The 19,788-nt window shown below is 62.5% G+C and carries 18 protein-coding genes and 1 pseudogene; 10 read left to right on the top strand and 9 right to left on the bottom strand.

All coding sequences use genetic code 11. The features are described 5' to 3' along the window. The first annotated feature begins 2 nt into the window (after nucleotides 1-2). Nucleotides 3-1,058 (top strand): sn-glycerol-3-phosphate ABC transporter ATP-binding protein UgpC, encoded by a 1,056-nt coding sequence (gene ugpC, locus EN738_RS04775; RefSeq protein ID WP_127282695.1) that lies wholly within the window; start codon nucleotides 3-5, stop codon nucleotides 1,056-1,058. A 149-nt stretch (nucleotides 1,059-1,207) separates the two neighbouring features. On the opposite strand, the gene EN738_RS04770 is transcribed toward ugpC, so the two are convergent. The 5 genes from EN738_RS04770 to EN738_RS04750 all read right to left on the bottom strand — a co-directional run bounded on the left by EN738_RS04770 (nucleotide 1,208) and on the right by EN738_RS04750 (nucleotide 6,189). Further along, nucleotides 1,208-2,407 (bottom strand): mandelate racemase/muconate lactonizing enzyme family protein, encoded by a 1,200-nt coding sequence (locus tag EN738_RS04770; protein WP_127282694.1) that lies wholly within the window; start codon nucleotides 2,405-2,407, stop codon nucleotides 1,208-1,210. Between the two features lie 9 nt (nucleotides 2,408-2,416). Continuing rightward, nucleotides 2,417-2,743, bottom strand: coding sequence for an NIPSNAP family protein (locus tag EN738_RS04765; RefSeq protein WP_127282693.1), 327 nt, complete (start codon nucleotides 2,741-2,743; stop codon nucleotides 2,417-2,419). A 96-nt stretch (nucleotides 2,744-2,839) separates the two neighbouring features. Continuing rightward, nucleotides 2,840-4,198 carry a mandelate racemase/muconate lactonizing enzyme family protein gene (locus tag EN738_RS04760; RefSeq protein WP_127282692.1) on the bottom strand — a complete coding sequence of 453 codons (1,359 nt, stop codon included), beginning with the start codon at nucleotides 4,196-4,198 and terminating at the stop codon, nucleotides 2,840-2,842. Nucleotides 4,199-4,257: 59 nt separating this feature from the next. Continuing rightward, nucleotides 4,258-5,424 (bottom strand): mandelate racemase/muconate lactonizing enzyme family protein, encoded by a 1,167-nt coding sequence (locus tag EN738_RS04755; RefSeq protein ID WP_127282691.1) that lies wholly within the window; start codon nucleotides 5,422-5,424, stop codon nucleotides 4,258-4,260. Nucleotides 5,425-5,478: 54 nt separating this feature from the next. Next, nucleotides 5,479-6,189 carry a GntR family transcriptional regulator gene (locus EN738_RS04750; protein WP_127282690.1) on the bottom strand — a complete coding sequence of 237 codons (711 nt, stop codon included), beginning with the start codon at nucleotides 6,187-6,189 and terminating at the stop codon, nucleotides 5,479-5,481. 211 nt (nucleotides 6,190-6,400) lie between these two features. On the opposite strand from EN738_RS04750, the gene EN738_RS04745 reads away from it, so the two are divergent. From EN738_RS04745 to EN738_RS04720, 6 genes are all read left to right on the top strand, one after another. Then, complete coding sequence (locus tag EN738_RS04745; protein ID WP_127282689.1) at nucleotides 6,401-7,882, top strand: sugar ABC transporter substrate-binding protein; 1,482 nt, start codon at nucleotides 6,401-6,403, stop codon at nucleotides 7,880-7,882. Between the two features lie 70 nt (nucleotides 7,883-7,952). Beyond that, nucleotides 7,953-8,900 carry a sugar ABC transporter permease gene (locus EN738_RS04740; RefSeq protein ID WP_127282688.1) on the top strand — a complete coding sequence of 316 codons (948 nt, stop codon included), beginning with the start codon at nucleotides 7,953-7,955 and terminating at the stop codon, nucleotides 8,898-8,900. Then, the gene (locus EN738_RS04735; RefSeq protein WP_127282687.1) at nucleotides 8,897-9,787 is read left to right on the top strand and encodes a carbohydrate ABC transporter permease; all 891 of its coding nucleotides are present in this window, start codon (nucleotides 8,897-8,899) and stop codon (nucleotides 9,785-9,787) included. The genes EN738_RS04740 and EN738_RS04735 overlap by 4 nt, the downstream gene beginning before the upstream one ends. Nucleotides 9,788-9,797: 10 nt before the next feature. After that, entirely contained in the window at nucleotides 9,798-10,895 is a 1,098-nt protein-coding gene (locus tag EN738_RS04730; RefSeq protein ID WP_127282686.1) for an ABC transporter ATP-binding protein, read from the top strand. Between the two features lie 31 nt (nucleotides 10,896-10,926). Next, a complete protein-coding gene (locus tag EN738_RS04725) occupies nucleotides 10,927-12,090 on the top strand; it encodes a mandelate racemase/muconate lactonizing enzyme family protein (protein WP_127282685.1) in 1,164 nt (387 codons plus the stop codon). A gap of 23 nt (nucleotides 12,091-12,113) precedes the next feature. Next, nucleotides 12,114-12,848, top strand: a complete 735-nt coding sequence (locus EN738_RS04720) for a ribonuclease activity regulator RraA (RefSeq protein WP_127282684.1) — start codon at nucleotides 12,114-12,116, stop codon at nucleotides 12,846-12,848. 38 nt (nucleotides 12,849-12,886) lie between these two features. On the opposite strand, the pseudogene EN738_RS04715 reads toward EN738_RS04720, so the two are convergent. Together EN738_RS04715 and EN738_RS04710 are read right to left on the bottom strand one after the other, a co-directional pair. Further along, nucleotides 12,887-13,246, bottom strand: a pseudogene (locus EN738_RS04715) (TetR family transcriptional regulator C-terminal domain-containing protein); the annotation flags it as partial. 157 nt (nucleotides 13,247-13,403) lie between these two features. After that, on the bottom strand, nucleotides 13,404-14,432 hold the full coding sequence (locus EN738_RS04710; RefSeq protein WP_210214064.1) for an NAD(P)-dependent alcohol dehydrogenase: 1,029 nt from the start codon (nucleotides 14,430-14,432) through the stop codon (nucleotides 13,404-13,406). Nucleotides 14,433-14,526: 94 nt separating this feature from the next. Between EN738_RS04710 and EN738_RS04705 the strand changes: the two genes are divergently transcribed. Beyond that, the gene (locus tag EN738_RS04705; protein WP_127282682.1) at nucleotides 14,527-15,441 is read left to right on the top strand and encodes a LysR family transcriptional regulator; all 915 of its coding nucleotides are present in this window, start codon (nucleotides 14,527-14,529) and stop codon (nucleotides 15,439-15,441) included. Nucleotides 15,442-15,507: 66 nt separating this feature from the next. On the opposite strand, the gene EN738_RS04700 is transcribed toward EN738_RS04705, so the two are convergent. Beyond that, nucleotides 15,508-16,404 carry an aminoglycoside phosphotransferase family protein gene (locus tag EN738_RS04700; protein WP_189605758.1) on the bottom strand — a complete coding sequence of 299 codons (897 nt, stop codon included), beginning with the start codon at nucleotides 16,402-16,404 and terminating at the stop codon, nucleotides 15,508-15,510. Between the two features lie 133 nt (nucleotides 16,405-16,537). Beyond that, the gene (locus EN738_RS04695) at nucleotides 16,538-17,269 is read right to left on the bottom strand and encodes a GntR family transcriptional regulator (protein WP_127282681.1); all 732 of its coding nucleotides are present in this window, start codon (nucleotides 17,267-17,269) and stop codon (nucleotides 16,538-16,540) included. 158 nt (nucleotides 17,270-17,427) lie between these two features. Here EN738_RS04695 and EN738_RS04690 point away from each other — a divergent pair, with 158 nt between their 5' ends. Together EN738_RS04690 and EN738_RS04685 are read left to right on the top strand one after the other, a co-directional pair. Continuing rightward, a complete protein-coding gene (locus tag EN738_RS04690; RefSeq protein ID WP_127282680.1) occupies nucleotides 17,428-19,086 on the top strand; it encodes an amidohydrolase in 1,659 nt (552 codons plus the stop codon). A 1-nt stretch (nucleotide 19,087) separates the two neighbouring features. Continuing rightward, the coding region (locus EN738_RS04685) for an ATP-binding cassette domain-containing protein (protein ID WP_127282679.1) at nucleotides 19,088-19,788 on the top strand (701 nt) is incomplete at its 3' end.

The following is a 19,788-nucleotide window of genomic DNA, read 5'->3' as shown; positions in this document are numbered from 1 at the left end:
CGATGGCGCGTGTCGAACTGAAACAGGTCAGCAAGAGCTTTGGATCGACGGACGTTATCCGCGATGTCTCGCTTTCGATCGAGGAGGGCGAGTTCGCCGTATTCGTTGGCCCTTCGGGCTCCGGAAAATCCACGCTGCTGCGCATGATTGCCGGGCTCGAAGAGACGAGCGGGGGCGAGATCTTCATCGGCGGTGACGACGTGACAGACGCCGAGCCTGCCGACCGGGGAGTGGCGATGGTGTTCCAGTCCTATGCGCTCTATCCGCACATGACGGTGGCGGACAACATGAGCTTCGGCCTGCGGATGGCGCACCGCCCGAAGGAGGAAATCGCCAGCAAGGTCGGGCGCGCGGCCAAGATCCTGCAGCTCGAAGAGTATTTGCAGCGCAAGCCGGCCCAGCTCTCGGGAGGACAGCGCCAACGGGTGGCAATAGGGCGGGCGATCGTGCGCGACCCGAAGGTTTTTCTCTTCGATGAGCCGCTCAGCAATCTGGATGCCGAGCTGCGGGTGCAGATGCGCGTGGAACTCGCCAAGCTCCATCGGGTCCTTGGCAACACCATGATCTATGTGACGCACGACCAGACTGAAGCGCTGACCATGGCCGATCGGATCGTCGTGCTGCGCAGTGGGCGCATCGAGCAGATCGGCACACCGCAAGACCTCTATCAAGATCCCGACAACGCGTTCGTCGCGGGTTTCATCGGCTCTCCGCGGATGAACTTTCTGACCGCCATTGTGCAGGCGGGGGGCCGTCTCGCGTTTGGAGGCCAAGAGATGGACAGCCCGGCACAGACCCCGCTTGAGCCTGGACGGAAACTACAGCTGGGCCTGAGGCCCGAACATCTCGACCAGGACAAGGGTGTCGACCTCGAGGCAAAGGTGGAATTCGTCGAAGCGATGGGCTCCACGTCCTATGTCCACGCAACGCTGGCGACCGGCGAGACCATCATCGCGGAGCGGCGGTCGTCGCAACCAAGGACCGGCGACAAGATCATCCTGCATTTTGCGCCCGCATCGGCGCGGCTCTTCGGCGAAGACGGACAACGCATCCGGTGAGCGTTCACGCGCCTCCTCGACCGCATGAAAGCGAGAGCCGACCATCCGCGTGGGACGTGATCAAGACCAGCGCTGACTGAAGCGATAATCTTGGGTCCGCCGGCCCGGCGCCGGCACCGGCTGCTCGCTCTGGCTGGCTTGACGCCCAATCAGTCGAAGAACCCGGCGTCCTCTGCCAGCAGATATTGCTTGGCGCCCTGGGCGTCGATGTCGAGCCCGAGCCCGGGAGCTTCGAGCAGGTCGACCATTGAATCCTTTACCACCTGCTTGGGCAGGCCGATGACGATATCGTTCCACCACGGGTCCGAGGCGCTGGGATATTCGAATGCCACGTAGTTGGCGGGCAAGGTGGCGCAGACATTGATCAGCGCGCCGAGGCCGAGCAGGCCGTTGGCGGTGCCGTGCGGCGCCATCAGGATCGAGTGCATATAGGCGTGCTCGGCGACCCATTTGAGCTCGGCAATTCCGCCAATATCGGCCGGATCGGGGCCGATGACGCGCACCGCCTGGGTCTCGATCAGTTCCTTGAAATTGTGGCGCAGGTAGATCTGCTCGCCGGTATGGATCGGCGTCGAGGTGGAGGTCGTCAGCTCGCGATAGGCCTGAGGATTGACCCAGGGCACATAGTCGCCGGTCAGCATGTCCTCGAGCCACATCAGATTGTACTTCTCGACCGCGCGAGCGAACCTGATCGCATCGGGCAGCATCCAGCCCGGACCGCAATCGAGCGCCAGGCTGACCTTGTCGCCCAGCACTTCCTTCATCGCGATCACGCAGTCGAGCATGTGATTGAAACCGCGCTCGCTGATCATGCCCTGATCCATGGCGCCATGATAGCCGGCCTTCTTCTGCGTCACGCCGTAATGGAAGCCCTCGATAGTGTCCTTCATGTTGGAATGGAACGAGATTCCCTGCTTGATCATGAAGAAGTTCTGCGGCTGCTCCATCATCCATTTGACGTCGGCGGCGTAATCCTCCGGCCGATCGCCCGCGCGTTTGCGGCGGATCGAGCCGTTGTAGACACGCACCTTGTCGCGCACCTTGCCGCCGAGCAGCTTGTAGGCCGGCACGCCCGCCGCCTTGCCGGCGATGTCCCACAAGGCATGCTCGATGGCCGAAACGGCGGCACCATAGGGCTTGAACGAGCCGCGTTGGCGGATCTTCAGCATCACCCGCTCGACGTCGGTCGGATCCTCGCCGATCAGCGCGTCGCGGAAATGCAGCACAAAGGGCTTGAGATACGTCTTGGTGAACTCGACCTCGCCAAGGCCATAGAGGCCCTCATCGGTAACGATGCGCACTATGGGGTGCTTGCCGATGACGGCACACCGCAGGTCGGTGATCTTCATGGCGCAGTCCTATTTCACAGACGAAAAAGCTGTCGGCGTGAGCAGCTGGCTGCTGATATTGGCAATGATCTGCCCGTCGCGCTCAGACTCGTCCCGGGCCCTGTGCCATGCCGGATCGGTGACGAACGCCGCCCATTTCGCCTCACGCTCGGCCAGCGAATCCCAAGCGAGGAAATAGGTGAGGCGATTGCTGTTTTCGCCGATCGCCGTGGTGAAAAACCCGGCTTGGCGGATGCCATGCCTCTCCCAGATGGCCAGCGTCTGGTCGGAAAAGCGCCTGAGCAAAGCCGGCAGCCTGCCCGGCAGACAGTCATAGATACGCAGTTCGTAGAACATGGTTTGGTCCGTTTCCTTCTTCGCCTCTCCATTGGGAGAGGTCGACACGAATGGTCGGTCGTAGGCCTTGTGAGCCTGGAAGGAAGGTGGTCTGGGCTAACTCCAGGTCCGGTCCCAGCTATATTCATTGTCCCAATGCTCGGTGGATTGCCATATTCCCATGACACCCGGTTGCAGGTGATGCGAGATGACCTCGTCGACGACGTCGTCGATCCCCAGCCCCGGCTTGTCCGGCACGGTGATGAAACCGTCCCTGACGAGCGGCCTGGGGAGACCTGTGACGATGTCGTCCCACCAGTCGACATCGGCGGAATGGTATTCGAGCGCCATGAAGTTTTCGGTCGCGGTCGCGACATGCGCCGCAGCCATCGCGGCGATCGGGCTTTCTGCCATATGGATCGCCATGGCGACGCCGTGGTCCTGCGCCATATCGCCGATCTTTTTGGTCTCGAGGATGCCGCCGCTGGTGAGCAGGTCCGGATGGATGATCGAGACGCCGCCGCTCTTGAGCAGGGGCTCGAAGGCCTCCTTGAGGTAGATGTCCTCGCCGGTGCAGATCGGCACCGTGGTGGCTTGCTGCAGTTGCCGGTATTGCTCGGTGTATTGCCAGGGGATCACGTCCTCGAGCCAGGCAGGTGCGTATTTCTCGATGCGGCGCGACAGGCGTATGCCGTCCTGCAGCGAGATGTGGCCGACATGATCGATGGCTAAAGGGATCTCGTAGCCGATGACCTCGCGAACCTCGTGGATATATTGTTCGAGCAGGTCGATCCCCTTTTCGGTGAAATGCAGGCCCGTGAACGGGTGCTGCACGTTCTGCGCATCGTAGGCGAGGTTGCGGGCCTTACGCTCCTCGGATGTGCCGCCACGGCCGCGCGGATTGGCGTGAAACCCTTCGAGCGCGCCGGCGGGCGCGACGACGGCGCCCGGAACATGGGCGATCTGCATCAAGCCCAGGTCCATCTTCAAGAATGTGAACCCGCGGTCCATGCGCTCCTTGAGGCGCTTGCCGGTTTCGGTCCCGCTCGGTTTCTCGGCGTCGGTATCGCAATAGACGCGCACGTGATCGCGAAACTTGCCGCCCAGCATCTGATAGATCGGGACGCCATAGGCCTTGCCTGCGAGATCCCACAGCGCGATCTCGACCGCGGAGACGCCCCCGCCTTGGCGGCCGTGCCCGCCAAACTGCTTGATGCGGCGGAACAGGCGATCGATGTCGCAAGGGTTCTCGCCCAGCAGCCGGCTCTTCAGCATCAGCGCGTAGGTGGCGCTGGCGCCGTCACGCACTTCGCCAAGTCCGACGATGCCCTGGTTGGTGTAAATCTTGAGCAGTGCCGAGGTGAACGGCGCGCCGACGATTTCGGCAACCCGCATGTCGGTGATGCGGAGCTCGGACGGCCTGGAATTCGTGTTCACCCGATTGAGCGCCGCGTCGGCTCCACCCGTCTCTGGCATGACTTATCCTCGTTCTGGTCGATGGGGCTTGTGACCCGCACATGGGCCGGCGAGCACGCCTAACTCAGCTCGATCTCGTGAGCCTGCAGATAGTCGCGGTTCATCTCGACGCCGAGACCGGGTCTTGACGTCAGCTTGAGGCTGCCGTTCGAAACGTCGAGCGGCGTGTCGATGAGATGATCGTATTTGGAGAGATCCCACTCCGACGTTTCGAGCTTGTAGAAGTTCGGAACGGTCATCATCACCTGCGCTCCCGCAACCACGTTTATCGGTCCCGCGGCATCATGGGGCGAGACCGGGATGTAGTAGGCCTCGCACAGGGCGGAGATCTTCTTGAGTTCGGTAATGCCGCCGGTCCAGGTCACGTCGGGCATGATGTAGTCGGCGAGCTTGTTCTCCAGCACCGGCACGAAATCCCATTTCGTGTGGCCGCGCTCGCCCCACGAGATGGCGGCGCTGACCTTCTCACGCACCTGCTTGAGCGCGTTGAGGCTTTCGGGCGGGCAAGGTTCCTCGAACCAGTCGATCTGGCCAGCCTCCTCGAGGCTGCGACAGAGGCGAATGGCGGTGGGAACGTCGAAGCGGCCATGCGCATCGATGAGGATGTCGACATCGGGGCCTGCCGTTTCGCGGATGAGAGCTGTGAGTTCGGCGGCCTCTCGCTCGTCCTTGCGGGTCATGCTGCCGTCGAGGTAGCCGTCCCGCTGCTCTCGCGACAGTCCATCGGTGGTGCGGCCCTGGTGCGGGAACGGATCGAACTTCAGCCCGGTGTGGCCGGACTCGACGATGTCTCGAATTTCACGGACCACAGCCTCCTTGCTGGTAAACTTGGCCTGGTTGGGATGGGTGTAGAGGGCGATTTCATCGCGCACCGGTCCGCCCAGCAACTCATAGATCGGCTTGCCGAGGACTTTGCCGCGGATGTCCCAAAGCGCTATGTCGATGGCGCTGACGCATTCGACGGCGGCGCCGCGGCTGCCCATATAGGTGAAGCTGCGGAAAACCTTGTGCCAGAGATGCTCGATGCGCGCCGGATCCTCGCCGGTCACGGCGGCACCGATCTGCCGCAGGATCGTGCAGAGCGCGCGGTTGGCGAGCTTGGTGGTGGTGGTGATCTCTCCCCAGCCGCTCACGCCCTCGTCGGTCGCCACTTCGACGAACAGGTACTCTCCCCAATAAGAAGCAGCGGACTTGATCAGCCATGGCCGAATGCTCGTGATTTTCATCTCACCTGCCTTTGTCCGATGCGGTCGGGATAACGACGTTCCAGACCGGATAGCCTACCCTGCCCGAGCGGCGTTGCGCGCGCGCATGTGTTCGAGGACATGCCGCCCGGAGCCCTCGACATGGCGTGCAATGAGTTCGGCTGCCTCGTCCGCATTTCCAGCTTTGACATGCGCGATGAGTTCTCGGTGCTCGCGAATGATCGCGGCGCGCCGGGCGAGCGTGAAATTGAAGCGCCGGCTCACCGCCCGCAGCACTTCGCGATGCTTCCACCAAAGCTCGGCGGCATGGCGGTTGTAGTGCCTCTGGTACATCACGGTGTGGAAGGCGGTATCCAGCTCACTGTGCCTGAACGTGTCGGCGAAGTTGTTCTCTTCGATCAGGGCCTGGATGCGTTCGAGCTCAGCAATGTCCTCGACGGTAGCCATATTCACGAACCATCGCGTCAGAGCCGGCTCGATCAGGACTCCGATCTCGTAGATATCCCGGACAAAATCCTGGTCTATAGGCCGCACGCGCGCCCCGCGGTTGGGAACGAAGGTGACAAAGCCCTCGCCCCGCAACAGTTGCAGGGCTTCGCGCACGGGATTGGTCGAGGTGCCGTGACGCCGGGCGAGATCGGTGACCACCAGCCGTTCGTTGGCGGCGAGCCGCCCTTCTATGATGTCTTCCCTGATCAGTTGATAAAGCGAGGCGCCCTCGCTTGAGGCCCCGAGAGCGTCAATCCCTTCGGGTGGTTCCGCTTTGAAATCGCTTGTTTCTGCCAAGGCCCGCTCCCCAATCATACACACTTTGACCGATATCACGCACGGTCCCCATAAACAATGTACGATTTATCGCGTTGACAGACAATCTGCGATCTGAAAACGTACAAAATGCTCGAAGGGATACATTTGAACGAGATATCCCCATGGCCGACGAGCAAAGACCGCTCGCCTCGATGCTGAGCGGCATGGGAGAGAAACCTGGAGGATACCTATGACGAGGATTACACTCGGCGGTGCCGTCCTGCGCGGCACTGTCTCCACTGCCTTAATGGCATCGTTGATGTCCGCACCAGCGCTGGGCGCGGCGCCGGTCGATCTGAGCAAGTGGTCGCCGGAATATGTGCGCTCCATTGCCGGCACACAGGATTTTGATACGGCGGCCGATTGCGGCAAGGTCACCCCGCTCGACTACAAGGGGCGGCTGACTTTCTGGTATCAGGGCGTGTTCGAGGGCGATCCCGACCTCCTGCGCCAGTACTACAAGGACTTCTTCGAGACCTTCCGAAAGACCTATCCGAACATCCAGCTCGAGGAACAAGCCCTCACCTATAACGATCTCCTCGACAAGTTCCGCACGGCGCTCCTTGGCAATGCGGCGCCGATGGCGGTCCGCCTGCAAATCCTGGGTGGCACCGAATTCGCCTCAAAGGGCTATCTGGAGCCGCTCAAGCCGGAGGATGTCGGGTATTCGACCGAGGATTTCTGGCCCGGCGCCATGAAGGCCGTGACCTGGGACGGGGTGACCTACGGCATTCCAACCAACAATGAAACAATGGCTTTCATCTGGAATGCCGACATCTTCAAGCGCGCGGGCCTTGATCCGGACAAGGCTCCGGCGACCTGGGACGACGTCGTCAAGTACTCCAAGCAGATCCACGACAAGCTCGGCATCGCCGGTTACGGCCTGGTGGCGCGCAAGAATGCCGGCAATACGCCGTACCGCTTCATGCCTCAGTTGTGGGCCTATGGCGGCGGCGTCTTCGACGAAGCCACGGCGAACCCGACGTATAAGGAGATCGAGCTCAACAGCCCGCAGAGCAAGGCGGCGCTGCAAGCCTCTTACGACATGTATGTTCGCGACAAGTCGGTTCCGGTTTCCGCACTCACCAACCAGCAGGCCGACAACCAGCCGCTGTTCCTGGCCGGCCAGCTCGGCATGATGATCTCGCACCCGTCCGACTACAATGTCATGCTCGACCTGCAGAAGAAGGCGACCGGCACCGACAAGGACAAGGCGCAGACCGTCATCGACAACATGCGCTACGGCCTGATTCCGACCGGCCCGGACGGCAAGCGCGCCGTCGTGTTCGGCGGCTCGAACATTCACATCCTGAAGCCCGAATATGTCGAAGGCGGCAAGGTGGACGAGCCGGCGGCCAAGGCCATCATCTGCATGTGGACGAGCCCCGAGTGGTCGCTGAAGATGGCGTACGCCGGCTCGAACCCGGGCAACCTTAACGGCTTCAAGACCAAATGGATGAAGGAGCGGCTGGACAGCATCAAGTTCCTCGATGTCACCACCTCGATGCTGCCATACGGCATTCCGTTCCCGGCGCTGCCGCAATCGCCCGAGATCATGAACATCATCGTCCCGGACATGCTGCAGAATGCCCTGACCGGTGCGATGACCGTCGACCAGGCAGCGGACGACGCGGCCAAGAAGGTGAAAGACCTGATGGGCGGCGGCCTCTAGCCGAAGCCTGACCCGATCTTGCCGGCTGCGCGCGCAGCCGGTTCGCTCCGAAAAACAAGGGCACGCCAAAGTGACGATCGTGGCCGGAAAGACCGGGGCTCGGCGAAGATTGCGACCCCTGCTGGGCAAGATTTGGGAGCATCGCGCTGACTACGCGTACGTGCTTCCTGCGATTGCCGTGATGCTGATCGTCATCGCTTATCCGATCTACTACACGATCGAGCTGTCGTTCTTCAACACGCCACCCGGCCTGCAGCTCCGCGACAAGATCTTCGTCGGCTTCGGCAACTACACCGCCATCCTCACCAGTCCGGTGTTCTGGAAGGTCACCTCCAACACCCTTATCTGGACACTGGCATCCACCTTCATCTCCTTTGTCCTGGGATTTGCCTGCGCGCTGGCGCTCCATCGCGAGTTTGTCGGCCGGGGCGTGCTGCGCGCCATCCTGATCATTCCCTGGGTCATCAGCGCGGTCGCCGCATCCTATATCTGGAAGTGGATCTACCATTCGGACTTCGGGATCATCGGCGCGGTATTGGTCGGCCTCGGATTGGCCGATCGGCCGCCGAATTTCATCGACAGCGTCAGCACGGTGCTGCCCTCCCTGATCGTCGTCAATATCTGGCGGGAGTTTCCGTTCGCCATGATCATGATGATGGCCGGTCTTCAGACAGTCCCCGAGCAGTTGTTGCGCGCCGCAAAAGTCGACGGCGCCAATGCATGGCAGCGCTTCTGGCACGTCACCTTCCCGCATTTGAGAAACGTCTCCACGGTGACGATCCTGCTGCTGGCGGTGGCCAACTTCAATTCCTTCATCATCCCCTGGATCATGACCGGCGGCGGGCCGTCCAACGCATCGCACATCTGGATCACCCACATCTATGAGCTCGCCTTCGGCCGGCAGCGCTGGGGGGTGGCATCGGCCTATTCGGTGCTTCTTTTCCTCATCCTGATGACGCTCGGCTACTTCTACGTCCGAGCGCTAAGCGGAAACGAACGCAAGGATGCAGGCGCATGAGCACGATCGCCGAGACAGCCCGTCTGGGTCAGGCCCGTCGACGCGCGAGCATCGACGGATGGCGGTGGGGCGGGCGTATCTTCCTCACGTTCATGCTGCTCTACACCGCATTGCCGATGATCTGGATGCTGCTCACCTCGATCAAGTCCGGCTTCGCCGCGATGCAGTTCCCGCCGCAATGGTGGCCTGACCAACCAACCCTTGCCAGCTACCAGAAGCTGCTTGATCCGCAGAACAGCGTCGGCCAGGACTTCCTCCGCTTCTTCTGGAACAGCCTTTTCGTCTCCACAGCCACGACCATCCTTTCGGTGATCGTGGCGGTTCCCGCGGCCTACGCGTTTTCTCGCTTCACGTTTCCTGGCCGGAACTTCCTGTTCTTCGCCGTATTGCTGCGCAACATGTTCCCGGCGGTGATCTTTCTCGTGCCGCTCTTCATCCTGATGCGCGCCATCGGGCTGGTGAACACGCATGGGTCGCTCATTCTCACCTATCTCACCTTCGGCCTGCCGCTGGCAATCTGGCTCCTCAAGGGCTTCTACGACAACATCCCGGTGCAGCTCGAGCAGGCGGCGCGCATCGACGGGGCGACGCGGTTCCAGGCCTTTGTCCTGATCGTGATGCCGCTCTCGGCGCCAGGCATCATCGCCACGGCGATCTATTCCTTCATCGGCGCATGGAACGAATACATCTACGCGTACACCTTCCTCTCCAAGAACGAGCAGCTGACATTGCCGGTCGGTATCCAGCGCTTCTTCTCGGAAAACACGACCGACTTCCCGGGTCTGATGGCTGCCAGCTTCATGATGAGCGTGCCCGTCGTGGTCCTCTTCCTCGTCCTGCAACGATACTTCGTACGCGCCCTTACCGAAGGCGCGGTCAAGCACTAGGGAGTTGCCGATGGCCCACGTGGTCCTCAAAGATCTCGTCAAGACCTATGGCGGCTTCAAAGCCGTCAACGAGGTTTCGCTGACGGTCGATGACGGCGAGTTCGTTGCGCTCGTCGGCCCTTCAGGCTGCGGCAAGACAACAACACTCAACCTCATCGCTGGGCTGATCCCGATCACATCGGGCGACATCCTCATCGGCGACCGGGTGGTCAACGACCTCGACCCCAAGGACCGGGACATCGCTATGGTGTTCCAGAACTATGCGCTCTATCCGCAAAAGTCGGTCTATATGAACCTCGCCTTCCCGCTGCAGATGCGCAAGCTGCCCAAGGACGAGATCGACAGGAAGGTCAGGGAAGCGGCGCGGGTGCTCGACATGACGCAACTGCTTGAGCGCAAGCCGCGCGAACTTTCGGGCGGGCAACAGCAGCGCGTGGCGCTCGGCCGCGCGCTGGTTCGAGATCCGGCGGTATTCCTGATGGACGAACCGCTCTCCAATCTCGACGCAAAGCTGCGCGTGCAGATGCGGTCCGAAATCAAGCGCTTCCATCAGGACCTCGAGGCGACGATCGTCTACGTCACGCACGACCAGCTGGAGGCCGTCACCATGGCAGACAGGATGGCCGTGATGAACGGCGGCTATCTGCAGCAATACGATTCGCCGGCACAAGTTTTCGCCCATCCCGCCAACATGTTCGTCGCGAGCTTCGTGGGCAGCCCGGCCATGAGCCTCATTCCGCTGGAGGCATCGACGGCCAACGGCGCCACCGCTCTGACCAGCGCTGAAGGCTGGAGCCTTGCACTGTCGGAACTCAACGCGCGCAAGGTCCAGGGAGCGACCACCAGGAAGGTCGTGCTCGGTGCGCGACATTCGACGATCAAGCTGCACAAGAGCGCTGTTCCCGGCGCCATTCCGGCCAAAGCCTACACGGTGGAACCGACCGGAGACATCACCTTCGTGCAAGCGTTCCTCTCCGGCGCGATCGTCAATATCAGCGTGTCCCCCACCATCGCCGTCGCACCCGACGAGCAGATCTGGCTCGAGTTCGACCAGGAGCGCATCCACCTGTTCGACGGCGAAACGGAGATGGCCCTCGAGGCCAACTGAGACAGGGCGGATGCGTGTGGAACGAGTGTGAATGACCACGAAGCTCAAGATCACGGCGATCAAGCCCTATCCAGTGTGGGTGGGGACCCGCAACCAGATGCTGGTCAAGATCGAGACCGATCAGGGCGTCTTCGGCTGGGGCGAGAGCGGCTTGAGCGGTCGCGAGAAAGCCGTGGCCGGCGCGATCGAGCACTATCGCGAGTTCCTGATCGGTTGTGATCCGATGCAGATCGGCCGGATCTGGCAAGAGATCTATCGCAGCCAGTACTTCGAAGGCGGGCGCGTCCTGCAGGCGGCCATCTCGGCCATCGACATCGCCCTGCACGACATCAAGGGCAAGGCGCTGGGGGTGCCGGTTTATGAGCTGCTCGGCGGCAAGCAGCGCGACCGCATCCCGACCTTCGCCTCGACCGGAGACGAGGCCGAGGGCGAAGCCGCCATCGAACGAGCCGGGGAACTGCGCGCGCAGGGGTGGCAGGCGATACGCTTCTTTCCCGTCGGGCAAAGCAGCAGGGACATCTTCGAGCCGCGCGAGTCGATCGGCGCTACCGCAAGCATGCTGAACAGGGCGCGCGAGGCGCTGGGCAACGACCTCGTGCTCGGCATCGACTACCATCATCGGCTGTCGGTGGCCGAGGCGGCAAGCTTCTGCAACAAGCTCGGCCGCGGCGTGCTTGATTTCCTCGAGGAGCCGATACGGGACGAGACGCCGGAGGCCTACGAATCCCTGCGTACGATGACCGACATCCCATTCGCCATCGGCGAGGAATTTGCCAGCAAGTGGCAATTCCTGCCCTACATCGAGCGCGGCATCCATCAGTTCAATCGGCTCGATGTCTGCAACGTCGGCGGGCTCACCGAAGCGATGAAGGTCGCGGGCTGGAGCGAGGCGCACTATGTGGACCTGATGCCGCACAATCCCCTTGGTCCGGTGTGCACCGCCGCGACCATACATCTCGCCGCCGCGGTGCCGAATTTCGCCTGGCTCGAGACCAGGGCGCCGGAAAGAAAGCTGGGCTTCGACAGTTCCGAGTTCTTCCCGGTGCAACCACAGCTCGACGGCCCCGACTATCCGGTCAGCGATCTGCCGGGGCTCGGCGTCGAGATCAACGAGGCGGCGATCCAGGCGCAGAGTTTCCGTTTCTGGGAAGCACCCCACCTCAAGCGCCGCGATGGTTCTGTCACGAACTGGTAGCCCAGCGTCAACCGGAGTCCACCATGACCCATAGCCCCGACATCACCCGGCCGTCCAAGGACCTGATCGACGCGCTGAGGGAGATCGGCGCCGCGACCGTTGCCGGCACGCTTGGTCACATGGGATTCCGCAATCCGCATATGGTCGGTCCGGTGGCGCAGAACCACGGCAAGTCGATCGTCGGCCCGGCGCTGACGCTGCAGTTCCTGCCGCAGCGGCCCGACCTCTTCTCCGAGGGAGAATATGCCGATCCGGAGACGCAACTGCACCGGCACGTGCTCTACCACGCTCAGGAGGGCGATGTGGTCGTGGTCGACGCGCGCGGTGACATGAGTTCGGGTGTCTTCGGCGATATGATGTCGACCTATTTCAAGGGCAGAGGCGGCGCTGGCATCGTCATCGACGGGTGCATGCGCGATCGGCCCAATGTCGAGAAGCTCGATCTGCCCCTATGGCTGCGCGGCTGGACGCCCAATTACCATGTGCAGACCAGCATCTATCCCAATGCCGTCAACGTTCCGATTGCATGCGGCAATGTCACGGTGATCCCCGGCGACATCATCGTTGCCGACGATGACGGGGTGGTGGTGGTTCCCGTCGCAATGGCTGCGAAGGTGATCGAAGAGGCGCAGAAGCATCACGATTGGGAGGAATTCTCGCGCGAAAAGCTCATGCAGGGCGGGTCGTTGCAACGCTATTATCCGCTGCATGACGATGCCCGCGGAGAGTACGAGGAGTGGCGAAAAGCCAGATCCTGATAGACGTTCTTGCCACCCCTTAGTGTCAAATCGGAAAATTATGGCGGACCAAAAACGGTAGCGAAGGCGATGTCCTTGAACCGTCGGAGCGGTTCGCCGGAACGCTCCACTTTCATGCGCAGGATCGCGCCTTCCCAGGAGGCAAGAAGAAACTCCGCCAGATCCCGTGGAGTGAACGTGCTGTCGATTTCCCCGGCAGCCTGGGCCTCCGCGATGCAGTCGCTAAAGGGCTGAAGCCACTCCCGGTACATCGCGACGAGATGTTGGCGCAGCGGCTCGCTCTCCTGGACCACCTCCAGGCTGAAGTCGCCGATCAGGCAGCCCCTAACATAGCCATCGGTAGCGAGCCGATCCGAGATGATGTCCAGGTACCGCAGCAGTCGTTGCCGGGGCGCAAGACCAGCGCGGCAAAGGGGGCGTATTCCAGGTCGCGGTGGCCGGTCAGGTCGTGACATCGAGGCGCAAGGGATACTTTCCCGACAACGCTGATGTCGTGCGCGCGGTAAGGGAAGCTCTGCAACGGCGTCGCGAAAACGATCAGGGTGGGATGCCTGTCTAGCTCGGCATTTGGCCCAGACTGACCACGACCTTGCCGAACGGCCCGCGCCGCTGGTGCTCGAAAGCCTCGTGGACCGCCTCGAAGGGATAGACGGCATCGATCACCGGTCTGACGCCCAGCGCCTCGATTGCCACATTCATGCGCTCGAACTGCCGTCGCGAGCCCGTGGCGATGCCCTGCAGCGTAATGCGGTTGCGCGTCAGCAGCGGTGTCGGCACGGCCAGTTCGGTACCCGCCAGCTGGCCGATGAGGGATACAAGCCCGCCGGCTGCCACTGTCTCGATCGATTGCCGCAGATTGGCGCCGCCGATCAGCTCCAGTACATGGTCGACCCCGCGCCCGCCCGTAAGCGTCCGCACTTGTGCGGTCCAGTCGGGGTTGGCGCCGGTGTCGAGGCAAAGCCTTGCCCCTAGCATCCGGGCGCGTTCGAGCTTGTCGGCGTGGCGCGACAGCAGGATAGGGACTTGCCCGAAGGCCAGCGCGAATTGCAGTGCAAATAGCGCCACGCCGCCGGTTCCTTCGATAAGCACAGTCGTGCCCGGCCGCGACCGTCTGGACTCGACCAACGCCGACCAGGCGGTGAGCGCCGCGATTGGCAAAGTCGCTGCTTCCTCGTCGCCAAGCGAAGCCGGCGCCGGCACGGCGGCGTCCTCGCCGAACACGACGTGGCGCGCCAGCACGCCCGGCAGCGACAATCCCAGCGTCTGTCTGTGCAACACCGGCGGCCCATCGCCGTCGGCCCAGTCGGCAATCACCTGCCCTAACACGCGGTCGCCGACGCGGAAACGCGTCACATCAGACCCGATGGCGACCACCTCGCCCACCGCGTCCGACGCCGGCACGAAGGGCAGCGACATCGCCGGCAACTTGCCATCGATCAACAGCAGGTCCTTGAAGTTGAGCGCCACCGCGCGCACCGCGACCAACAGCGCGCGCCGACCGACCGACGGCAACGGCACCGCCCCGCGTACCAGCTTGTCGAGCCCAAACCCGGTCATGCACCAGGCTTCAGTCATGTCATCCATTGCGCATCTCCAACCCTGTCCGGCCTGTATTACCATCGCGCATTCAGCTACAATGGTGCGAATTTGTCGGCAGATCGTTGCGTTTGGATATACAATGAGCCTCATAGTTGGCAGCCTTGGGGGCGCCCTCGCCTTCGTCGAAGCCGTCGATGCGGGCAGCTTTACCGCAGCGGCGGCGCGGCTACGCCTGACCAAATCGGCCGTCGGTCGCAAGGTGCTGCAGCTCGAGCAGCGGCTGGGCGTGCGCCTGCTCAACCGGACAACCCGCCGCTTGAGCCTGACGGCCGACGGCGAGATCTACTACGAGGCCTGCCGGCGCGCGCTTGCGGGGCTCAGCGAGGCACAGGACGTCATCGCCGCCGGGCGACAGGCGCCGGCGGGCGTGGTGCGGCTAGCTCTGCCGCTGGCCTTTGGCCGCCGCTGGGTGGCGCCGGTGCTGTTCGGGCTGGCCAAGGACCATCCGGCGCTCCGGCTCGAGATCGGCTTCGATGACCACCGCGCCGACCTTGTCGACGACGGCATCGACCTCGCCGTGCGCCTCGGCCCTCTCGCGGACAATGCCTCACTGACCGCCCGACGGCTGGGCACGCAGCGTTCGCTGCTGTGCGCCAGCCCCGCCTACCTGGCCACGGCCGGGACACCCGCCGATATCCAAGGGCTGGCCCAGCATGCGCTGCTGGTCTACGCCCGGCGCGATTTCATCAACCCATGGCCACTGCCCGATGGCAACGGAACCATGCTCTACCAGCCACAAGCCAGGCTGATGATCGGCGACGGCGATGCGCTGTTGCAGGCGGCGGTCGCCGGCTGCGGCATTGCTTTCCTGCCCGACTGGCTCGCCGGCAACAACTTGCGTCGCGGCGAGCTGGTGCCAGTGCTGATGAGCTCGGCCGTGGACACTGCCCCCATCCACCTGCTGTGGAGCGCCGGCCGCGTCGTACCGCCGCGCATGCGCGTGATCATCGATGCATTGGTCGCCCACGCCGCCTTGCTGCACGAGCGGTCATGAGCTGCCGCTACGCAGGGTCCCTGCGCTTGTGAAGGAACTTAGGCCCGAACGACGCCCAGGTTCGGATCAGATTTCCAGATCGTCGATGATGCGGGAGAGCGTCGAGCGGCCAAGGGCACTCATGGCGGGGTTGGTGCTCCGATAGTACCAGACCAGGCCCATCGCCTGCTGGAAGGCCCATGCCGCTCCGCGCTGCCACTCGAGCTGGCTTGATCCAAGATGGGCACGCACGGTTTCGCGCCGACTGCGATCAAAAAGATGCCATGCGGCGACAAGATCCAAGGCCGGGTCGGCCGGTCCGAAGCTGCCGCAGTCGAGCACACCAACAAGGCGGTCCCCACGCACCAGCAGGTTGGCCGGAATAAGATCGCGATGGCTCATAACGTCGGGACCGGATGGCGGCAGTTCACGCAGCCGGGCCCAGATGCGGCGGAGCCGAGACACGTCTAGGAGACCCTCGCTGTTGTTGAAACAGATCGACATCCACTCGTCGTGGTCCGGAAGACTGCCGCCCCTCCCTTGCCCATCAAAACGACGTCCATCGGTGTCCGCTGCCCGCAGCGACGCAATCAGCCTGGCAATGTCGCGTGCGAAGGTCGCGCAAGCAGCAAGCCCATCGTGCGTGGCAACGTCACCTTCTATCCAACTCTGCATTGCCCAAGGCAGCGGATAGAGCGGGCCCGGTTGACCAAGCCCGAGCGGTCGAGGACAGGCAACCGAAGAATGCGCGGCAAACTCGGTCATGGCCGCGGCTTCGTTGCGCAGCATATTGGCGCACTCGACAGGCGCCATCGCACGCAGCGGGAATCTTGCCGCTACACTCGATCCGATCCTGAAGATTGCATTGACCGTACCGATCGCGCCAAGCTGCTCGATCTTCTCGTGGCGGTGCTCCGGGAACTGGTCGAAGACCATCGCGCGAACGATATCCGCATCGATATGGATCTGGTCCGAGTGCATCATGGTGCTGGCGTCTCCCTGCCAATTCTTCGCCGAATGGCGGGACAAGCGTCGATGGCATGTCCGCATCCGCCACGTCACACAGCGCCAGATGTCCCGGCAGATGACACCAGCAGAAACGTCAATTTTGCGAAGCCTAAACAGCCAGACCCGGCCGCGTCTGCAACTCCTCGGTCCGGGATAGATACAGGTCGCGCAGATCGCGCTGCCTGAGCATGAGGTCCAGGATGCCATCCCTCGATTGCCGGATATGACGGCGGGATTCGCGGCAGGCCGTGTCGGCGTCCCCGGCAGCGATCGCTTCAACGATCATGTGATGGTCGTCACGCGCCGCCTTCCAGTCGTTCAACTGGGTCAACTCCATCCAGACATAGACCTGGCACTTGTCCAAAAGTCCGTTCAGCATTTCCGCGAGCATGGCGTTGGCGCTAAATCGCGCGATTGCGCGATGGATTTCCATGCCGGTCTGCATCTCTTCCAGCCGGGCGCGAGGAGCCGAATCGGTTTGCGCCAGGCGCTCGCAGTCCGCGACCAAGCCGCGCAGCAGCTCCACTTCATCGAGGGTGATGCGGGCGATCGCCAAGGTCGTCGCATAGGCGTCCAGCTCAGCCCGGATGTCGAACACATTCCGAAGCATCGTCTCGTCAAATTGAACCACCGCAAATCCGGTGCGGGGACGTTCGACCACAAGCCCGTCACGCTCCAATCGATTGAGCGCCTCGCGCACCGGCGTCCGGCTGACCTGAAGCTGTTCGACGAGCTCGAGTTCCGTAATTCGCCTACCCGGTGACAGCTGCCCGGTCACGATCATCGCCTTGATCGATTCATAGGTCGACTGACGCAAATGGCCGCGGGCAACGTCGTTCATCGGGGCTCCTAACACCGGCTGGCGTCAACGCGGCAAATAGGTACCGGTTGACTCGCGCATTCGCAAGCGCATAGTGTATACAACAAAGTATGCAAAAAGTGTAGTCAATTGCTGCCCTACCCGAAAGGGGAATTGGGCAGGCTGGGGGAACGTCATTGATGCAAGCAGACATGGTGGTCACGAACGCAAGAATTCTGACCATGGACCCGGCCCGGCCGACGGCTTCTGCGATGGCAATCGCCAACGGACGAATCCTCGCTGTTGGCGACGCAACCGAAGTGCTGCCGCTTGCCGGCAATTCGACGCGGATAATCGACGCTGCCGGCCGAAGCGTGCTGCCGGGCTTCATCGAAGCGCACATGCATGTGTTTGGCGGCGGCGCCATCCTCAATGACCTGTTGCTGACGGGCACGAAGGGTGAAGCCGCGATCCGCGACAAAGTGCGGGCTCACGCGGCGGCAAATCCGGAGGCGAAGGTCCTTTTCTGCCAAGGTGCCGATTACGACATGCTCGACGGCAGGCCGATCGACCGGCATTTCCTCGACAGCATTCTCGATGACCGGCCGCTGGCCTTCGTGGCCTTCGACCATCACACGATGTGGGCGAATACCATACTGCTCAAGGAAGTCGGGCTTCTCCATGGAAAGGCACTGGGGCCCGGCAACGAGGTGGTCATGGGCGGGGACGCCCTCGCCACCGGCGAACTGCGCGAAGTCGAGGCCTTCGGACCGGTCAATGTCTATGCCGGCACCTTTCGTTCGTCGCTGGGGCTTTCCACGGGAGGCGAGCCGCCCGAACCGCCAACGCCAGAGGAAAGGGCGCTGGACCGGGCATCCATAAAAGCCGCCCTGGCCTGGTGCGCCAGGCACGGGATCACGTCGATCCACAACATGGACGGAAATCTTTACACGCTGGAACTGCTCACCGAGATCCAGGAACAGGGCGCCCTGCTCTGCCGCGTCAAGGTTCCCTTCCATTTCAAGAACTTCATGACGGTGGCCATGCTGGAAAAGGCGTCCCGCATGAATGACGACTATCGCGGAGACTGGCTGAATTCCGGTCTCGTGAAGGCGTTTTATGACGGCGTGATCGAAGGCTACACCGCTTATCTCGTCGACGGCTATGCTGACAGGCCCGACTTCACCGGGGAACCGCTCTTCACCCAGGCCCAATTCACGGAAATGGCGATCGAGGCGGACCGGCGCGGTTTGCAGATCGCCGTGCACGCGATCGGCGACGGCGCGGTGCGCTCGGTCCTGAACGGCTATGAAGCCGCCGTGAAGGCCAATGGCCCGCGGGACGCGCGCCACCGGGTCGAGCACATCGAGGTCATCCAGCCCACCGACATTCCGCGCTTTGCTGCCCTTGGCGCGATCGCATCCATGCAGCCGCCGCATCCCCCAGGCGTGATGGATTTCCCGCTTGAACCGGCCAAGACCCGCATCGGGCCCTATCGCTGGCCGCTTGCCTATGCCTGGCGGACCTTAAAGCAGGCGGGAGCCCATGTTGTCTTCGCGTCGGATTGGCCGGTGGCGCGAATTGATGTCCTGGCTGGCATCCACGCGGCCGTCAACCGCAAGCCCTGGGCGCCGCATCTGCCAGACCAGAGCTACACCGTCCACGAGGCGATTGCGGCCTACACGATCGAAGGCGCCTATGCCGAACACGCGGAGGACCGGAAGGGACAACTCAAACCCGGTCATTTCGCCGATTTTGTCCTCCTGTCCGGCGATATCGAGGCCGTTTCACCCGAGGAGATCAACACCCTCTCACCCGCACTCACCGTCTGCGGCGGTCGCGTGACCTTCGAGGCCTGATATGCTGGCATTGTCCCAACCCATCCACCCGCAAACCGCCGATCGTCGCCTGGCGGTCCAGGCGATCGGCCTGCATAAGAGTTATGGGACCGGCGCTTCGGCCTTTCTGGCGCTTGACGATGTGTCGATCGACATTGCCGAAAACGAGTTCTTTACGTTGCTGGGTCCGTCCGGCTGCGGAAAAACGACCCTTCTGAGGCTGATCGCCGGGTTCAACTTTCCGACCAATGGACAAATCCTGCTCCGCGGCAAGGACATTGCGGCGCTTCCGCCGTTTCGGCGGCCCATCAACACGGTTTTCCAGAACTACGCACTCTTTCCCCACATGTCTGTCGCCGAGAACATCGGTTTCGGACTGAAAATGCTGGGCTGGACGAAGTCCCGGAGCGTGGATCGCGTGGCCGCGATGCTGAAACTCGTGCGGATGGAAACGCTTGCCGACCGGCGGACCAGTGAAATCTCCGGCGGGCAACAGCAGCGTGTCGCCCTGGCCCGCGCTCTGGCTCCGCAACCGGAAGTGCTTTTGCTCGATGAACCGTTGTCGGCCCTCGACTACAAGCTGAGAAAGGAAATGCAGGTCGAACTGAAGCGGCTCCAAACCGAAACCGGCATCACTTTTATCTTCGTGACGCACGATCAGGAGGAGGCCCTGGCAATGTCCGATCGCATTGCCGTCATGAACCGTGGACGGGTGCTCCAGGT

The organism is Mesorhizobium sp. M4B.F.Ca.ET.017.02.2.1, assembly GCF_003998955.1.
GTDB lineage: Bacteria > Pseudomonadota > Alphaproteobacteria > Rhizobiales > Rhizobiaceae > Mesorhizobium > Mesorhizobium abyssinicae.
The sequence above is the reverse complement of the archived record's forward strand: the minus strand, read 5'-3'. Positions and strand labels throughout refer to the sequence as shown.

Excerpts from the sequence above, each read along its gene's own strand:
- ugpC (WP_127282695.1), top strand. The coding sequence starts at position 3 with ATGGCGCGTGTCGAACTGAAACAGGTCAGCAAGAGCTTTGGATCGACG.
- EN738_RS04770 (WP_127282694.1), bottom strand. The coding sequence starts at position 2,407 with ATGAAGATCACCGACCTGCGGTGTGCCGTCATCGGCAAGCACCCCATA.
- EN738_RS04765 (WP_127282693.1), bottom strand. The coding sequence starts at position 2,743 with ATGTTCTACGAACTGCGTATCTATGACTGTCTGCCGGGCAGGCTGCCG.
- EN738_RS04760 (WP_127282692.1), bottom strand. The coding sequence starts at position 4,198 with ATGCCAGAGACGGGTGGAGCCGACGCGGCGCTCAATCGGGTGAACACG.
- EN738_RS04755 (WP_127282691.1), bottom strand. The coding sequence starts at position 5,424 with ATGAAAATCACGAGCATTCGGCCATGGCTGATCAAGTCCGCTGCTTCT.
- EN738_RS04745 (WP_127282689.1), top strand. The coding sequence starts at position 6,401 with ATGACGAGGATTACACTCGGCGGTGCCGTCCTGCGCGGCACTGTCTCC.
- EN738_RS04735 (WP_127282687.1), top strand. The coding sequence starts at position 8,897 with ATGAGCACGATCGCCGAGACAGCCCGTCTGGGTCAGGCCCGTCGACGC.
- EN738_RS04730 (WP_127282686.1), top strand. The coding sequence starts at position 9,798 with ATGGCCCACGTGGTCCTCAAAGATCTCGTCAAGACCTATGGCGGCTTC.
- EN738_RS04725 (WP_127282685.1), top strand. The coding sequence starts at position 10,927 with ATGACCACGAAGCTCAAGATCACGGCGATCAAGCCCTATCCAGTGTGG.
- EN738_RS04720 (WP_127282684.1), top strand. The coding sequence starts at position 12,114 with ATGACCCATAGCCCCGACATCACCCGGCCGTCCAAGGACCTGATCGAC.
- EN738_RS04710 (WP_210214064.1), bottom strand. The coding sequence starts at position 14,432 with ATGGATGACATGACTGAAGCCTGGTGCATGACCGGGTTTGGGCTCGAC.
- EN738_RS04705 (WP_127282682.1), top strand. The coding sequence starts at position 14,527 with ATGAGCCTCATAGTTGGCAGCCTTGGGGGCGCCCTCGCCTTCGTCGAA.
- EN738_RS04700 (WP_189605758.1), bottom strand. The coding sequence starts at position 16,404 with ATGATGCACTCGGACCAGATCCATATCGATGCGGATATCGTTCGCGCG.
- EN738_RS04695 (WP_127282681.1), bottom strand. The coding sequence starts at position 17,269 with ATGAACGACGTTGCCCGCGGCCATTTGCGTCAGTCGACCTATGAATCG.
- EN738_RS04690 (WP_127282680.1), top strand. The coding sequence starts at position 17,428 with ATGCAAGCAGACATGGTGGTCACGAACGCAAGAATTCTGACCATGGAC.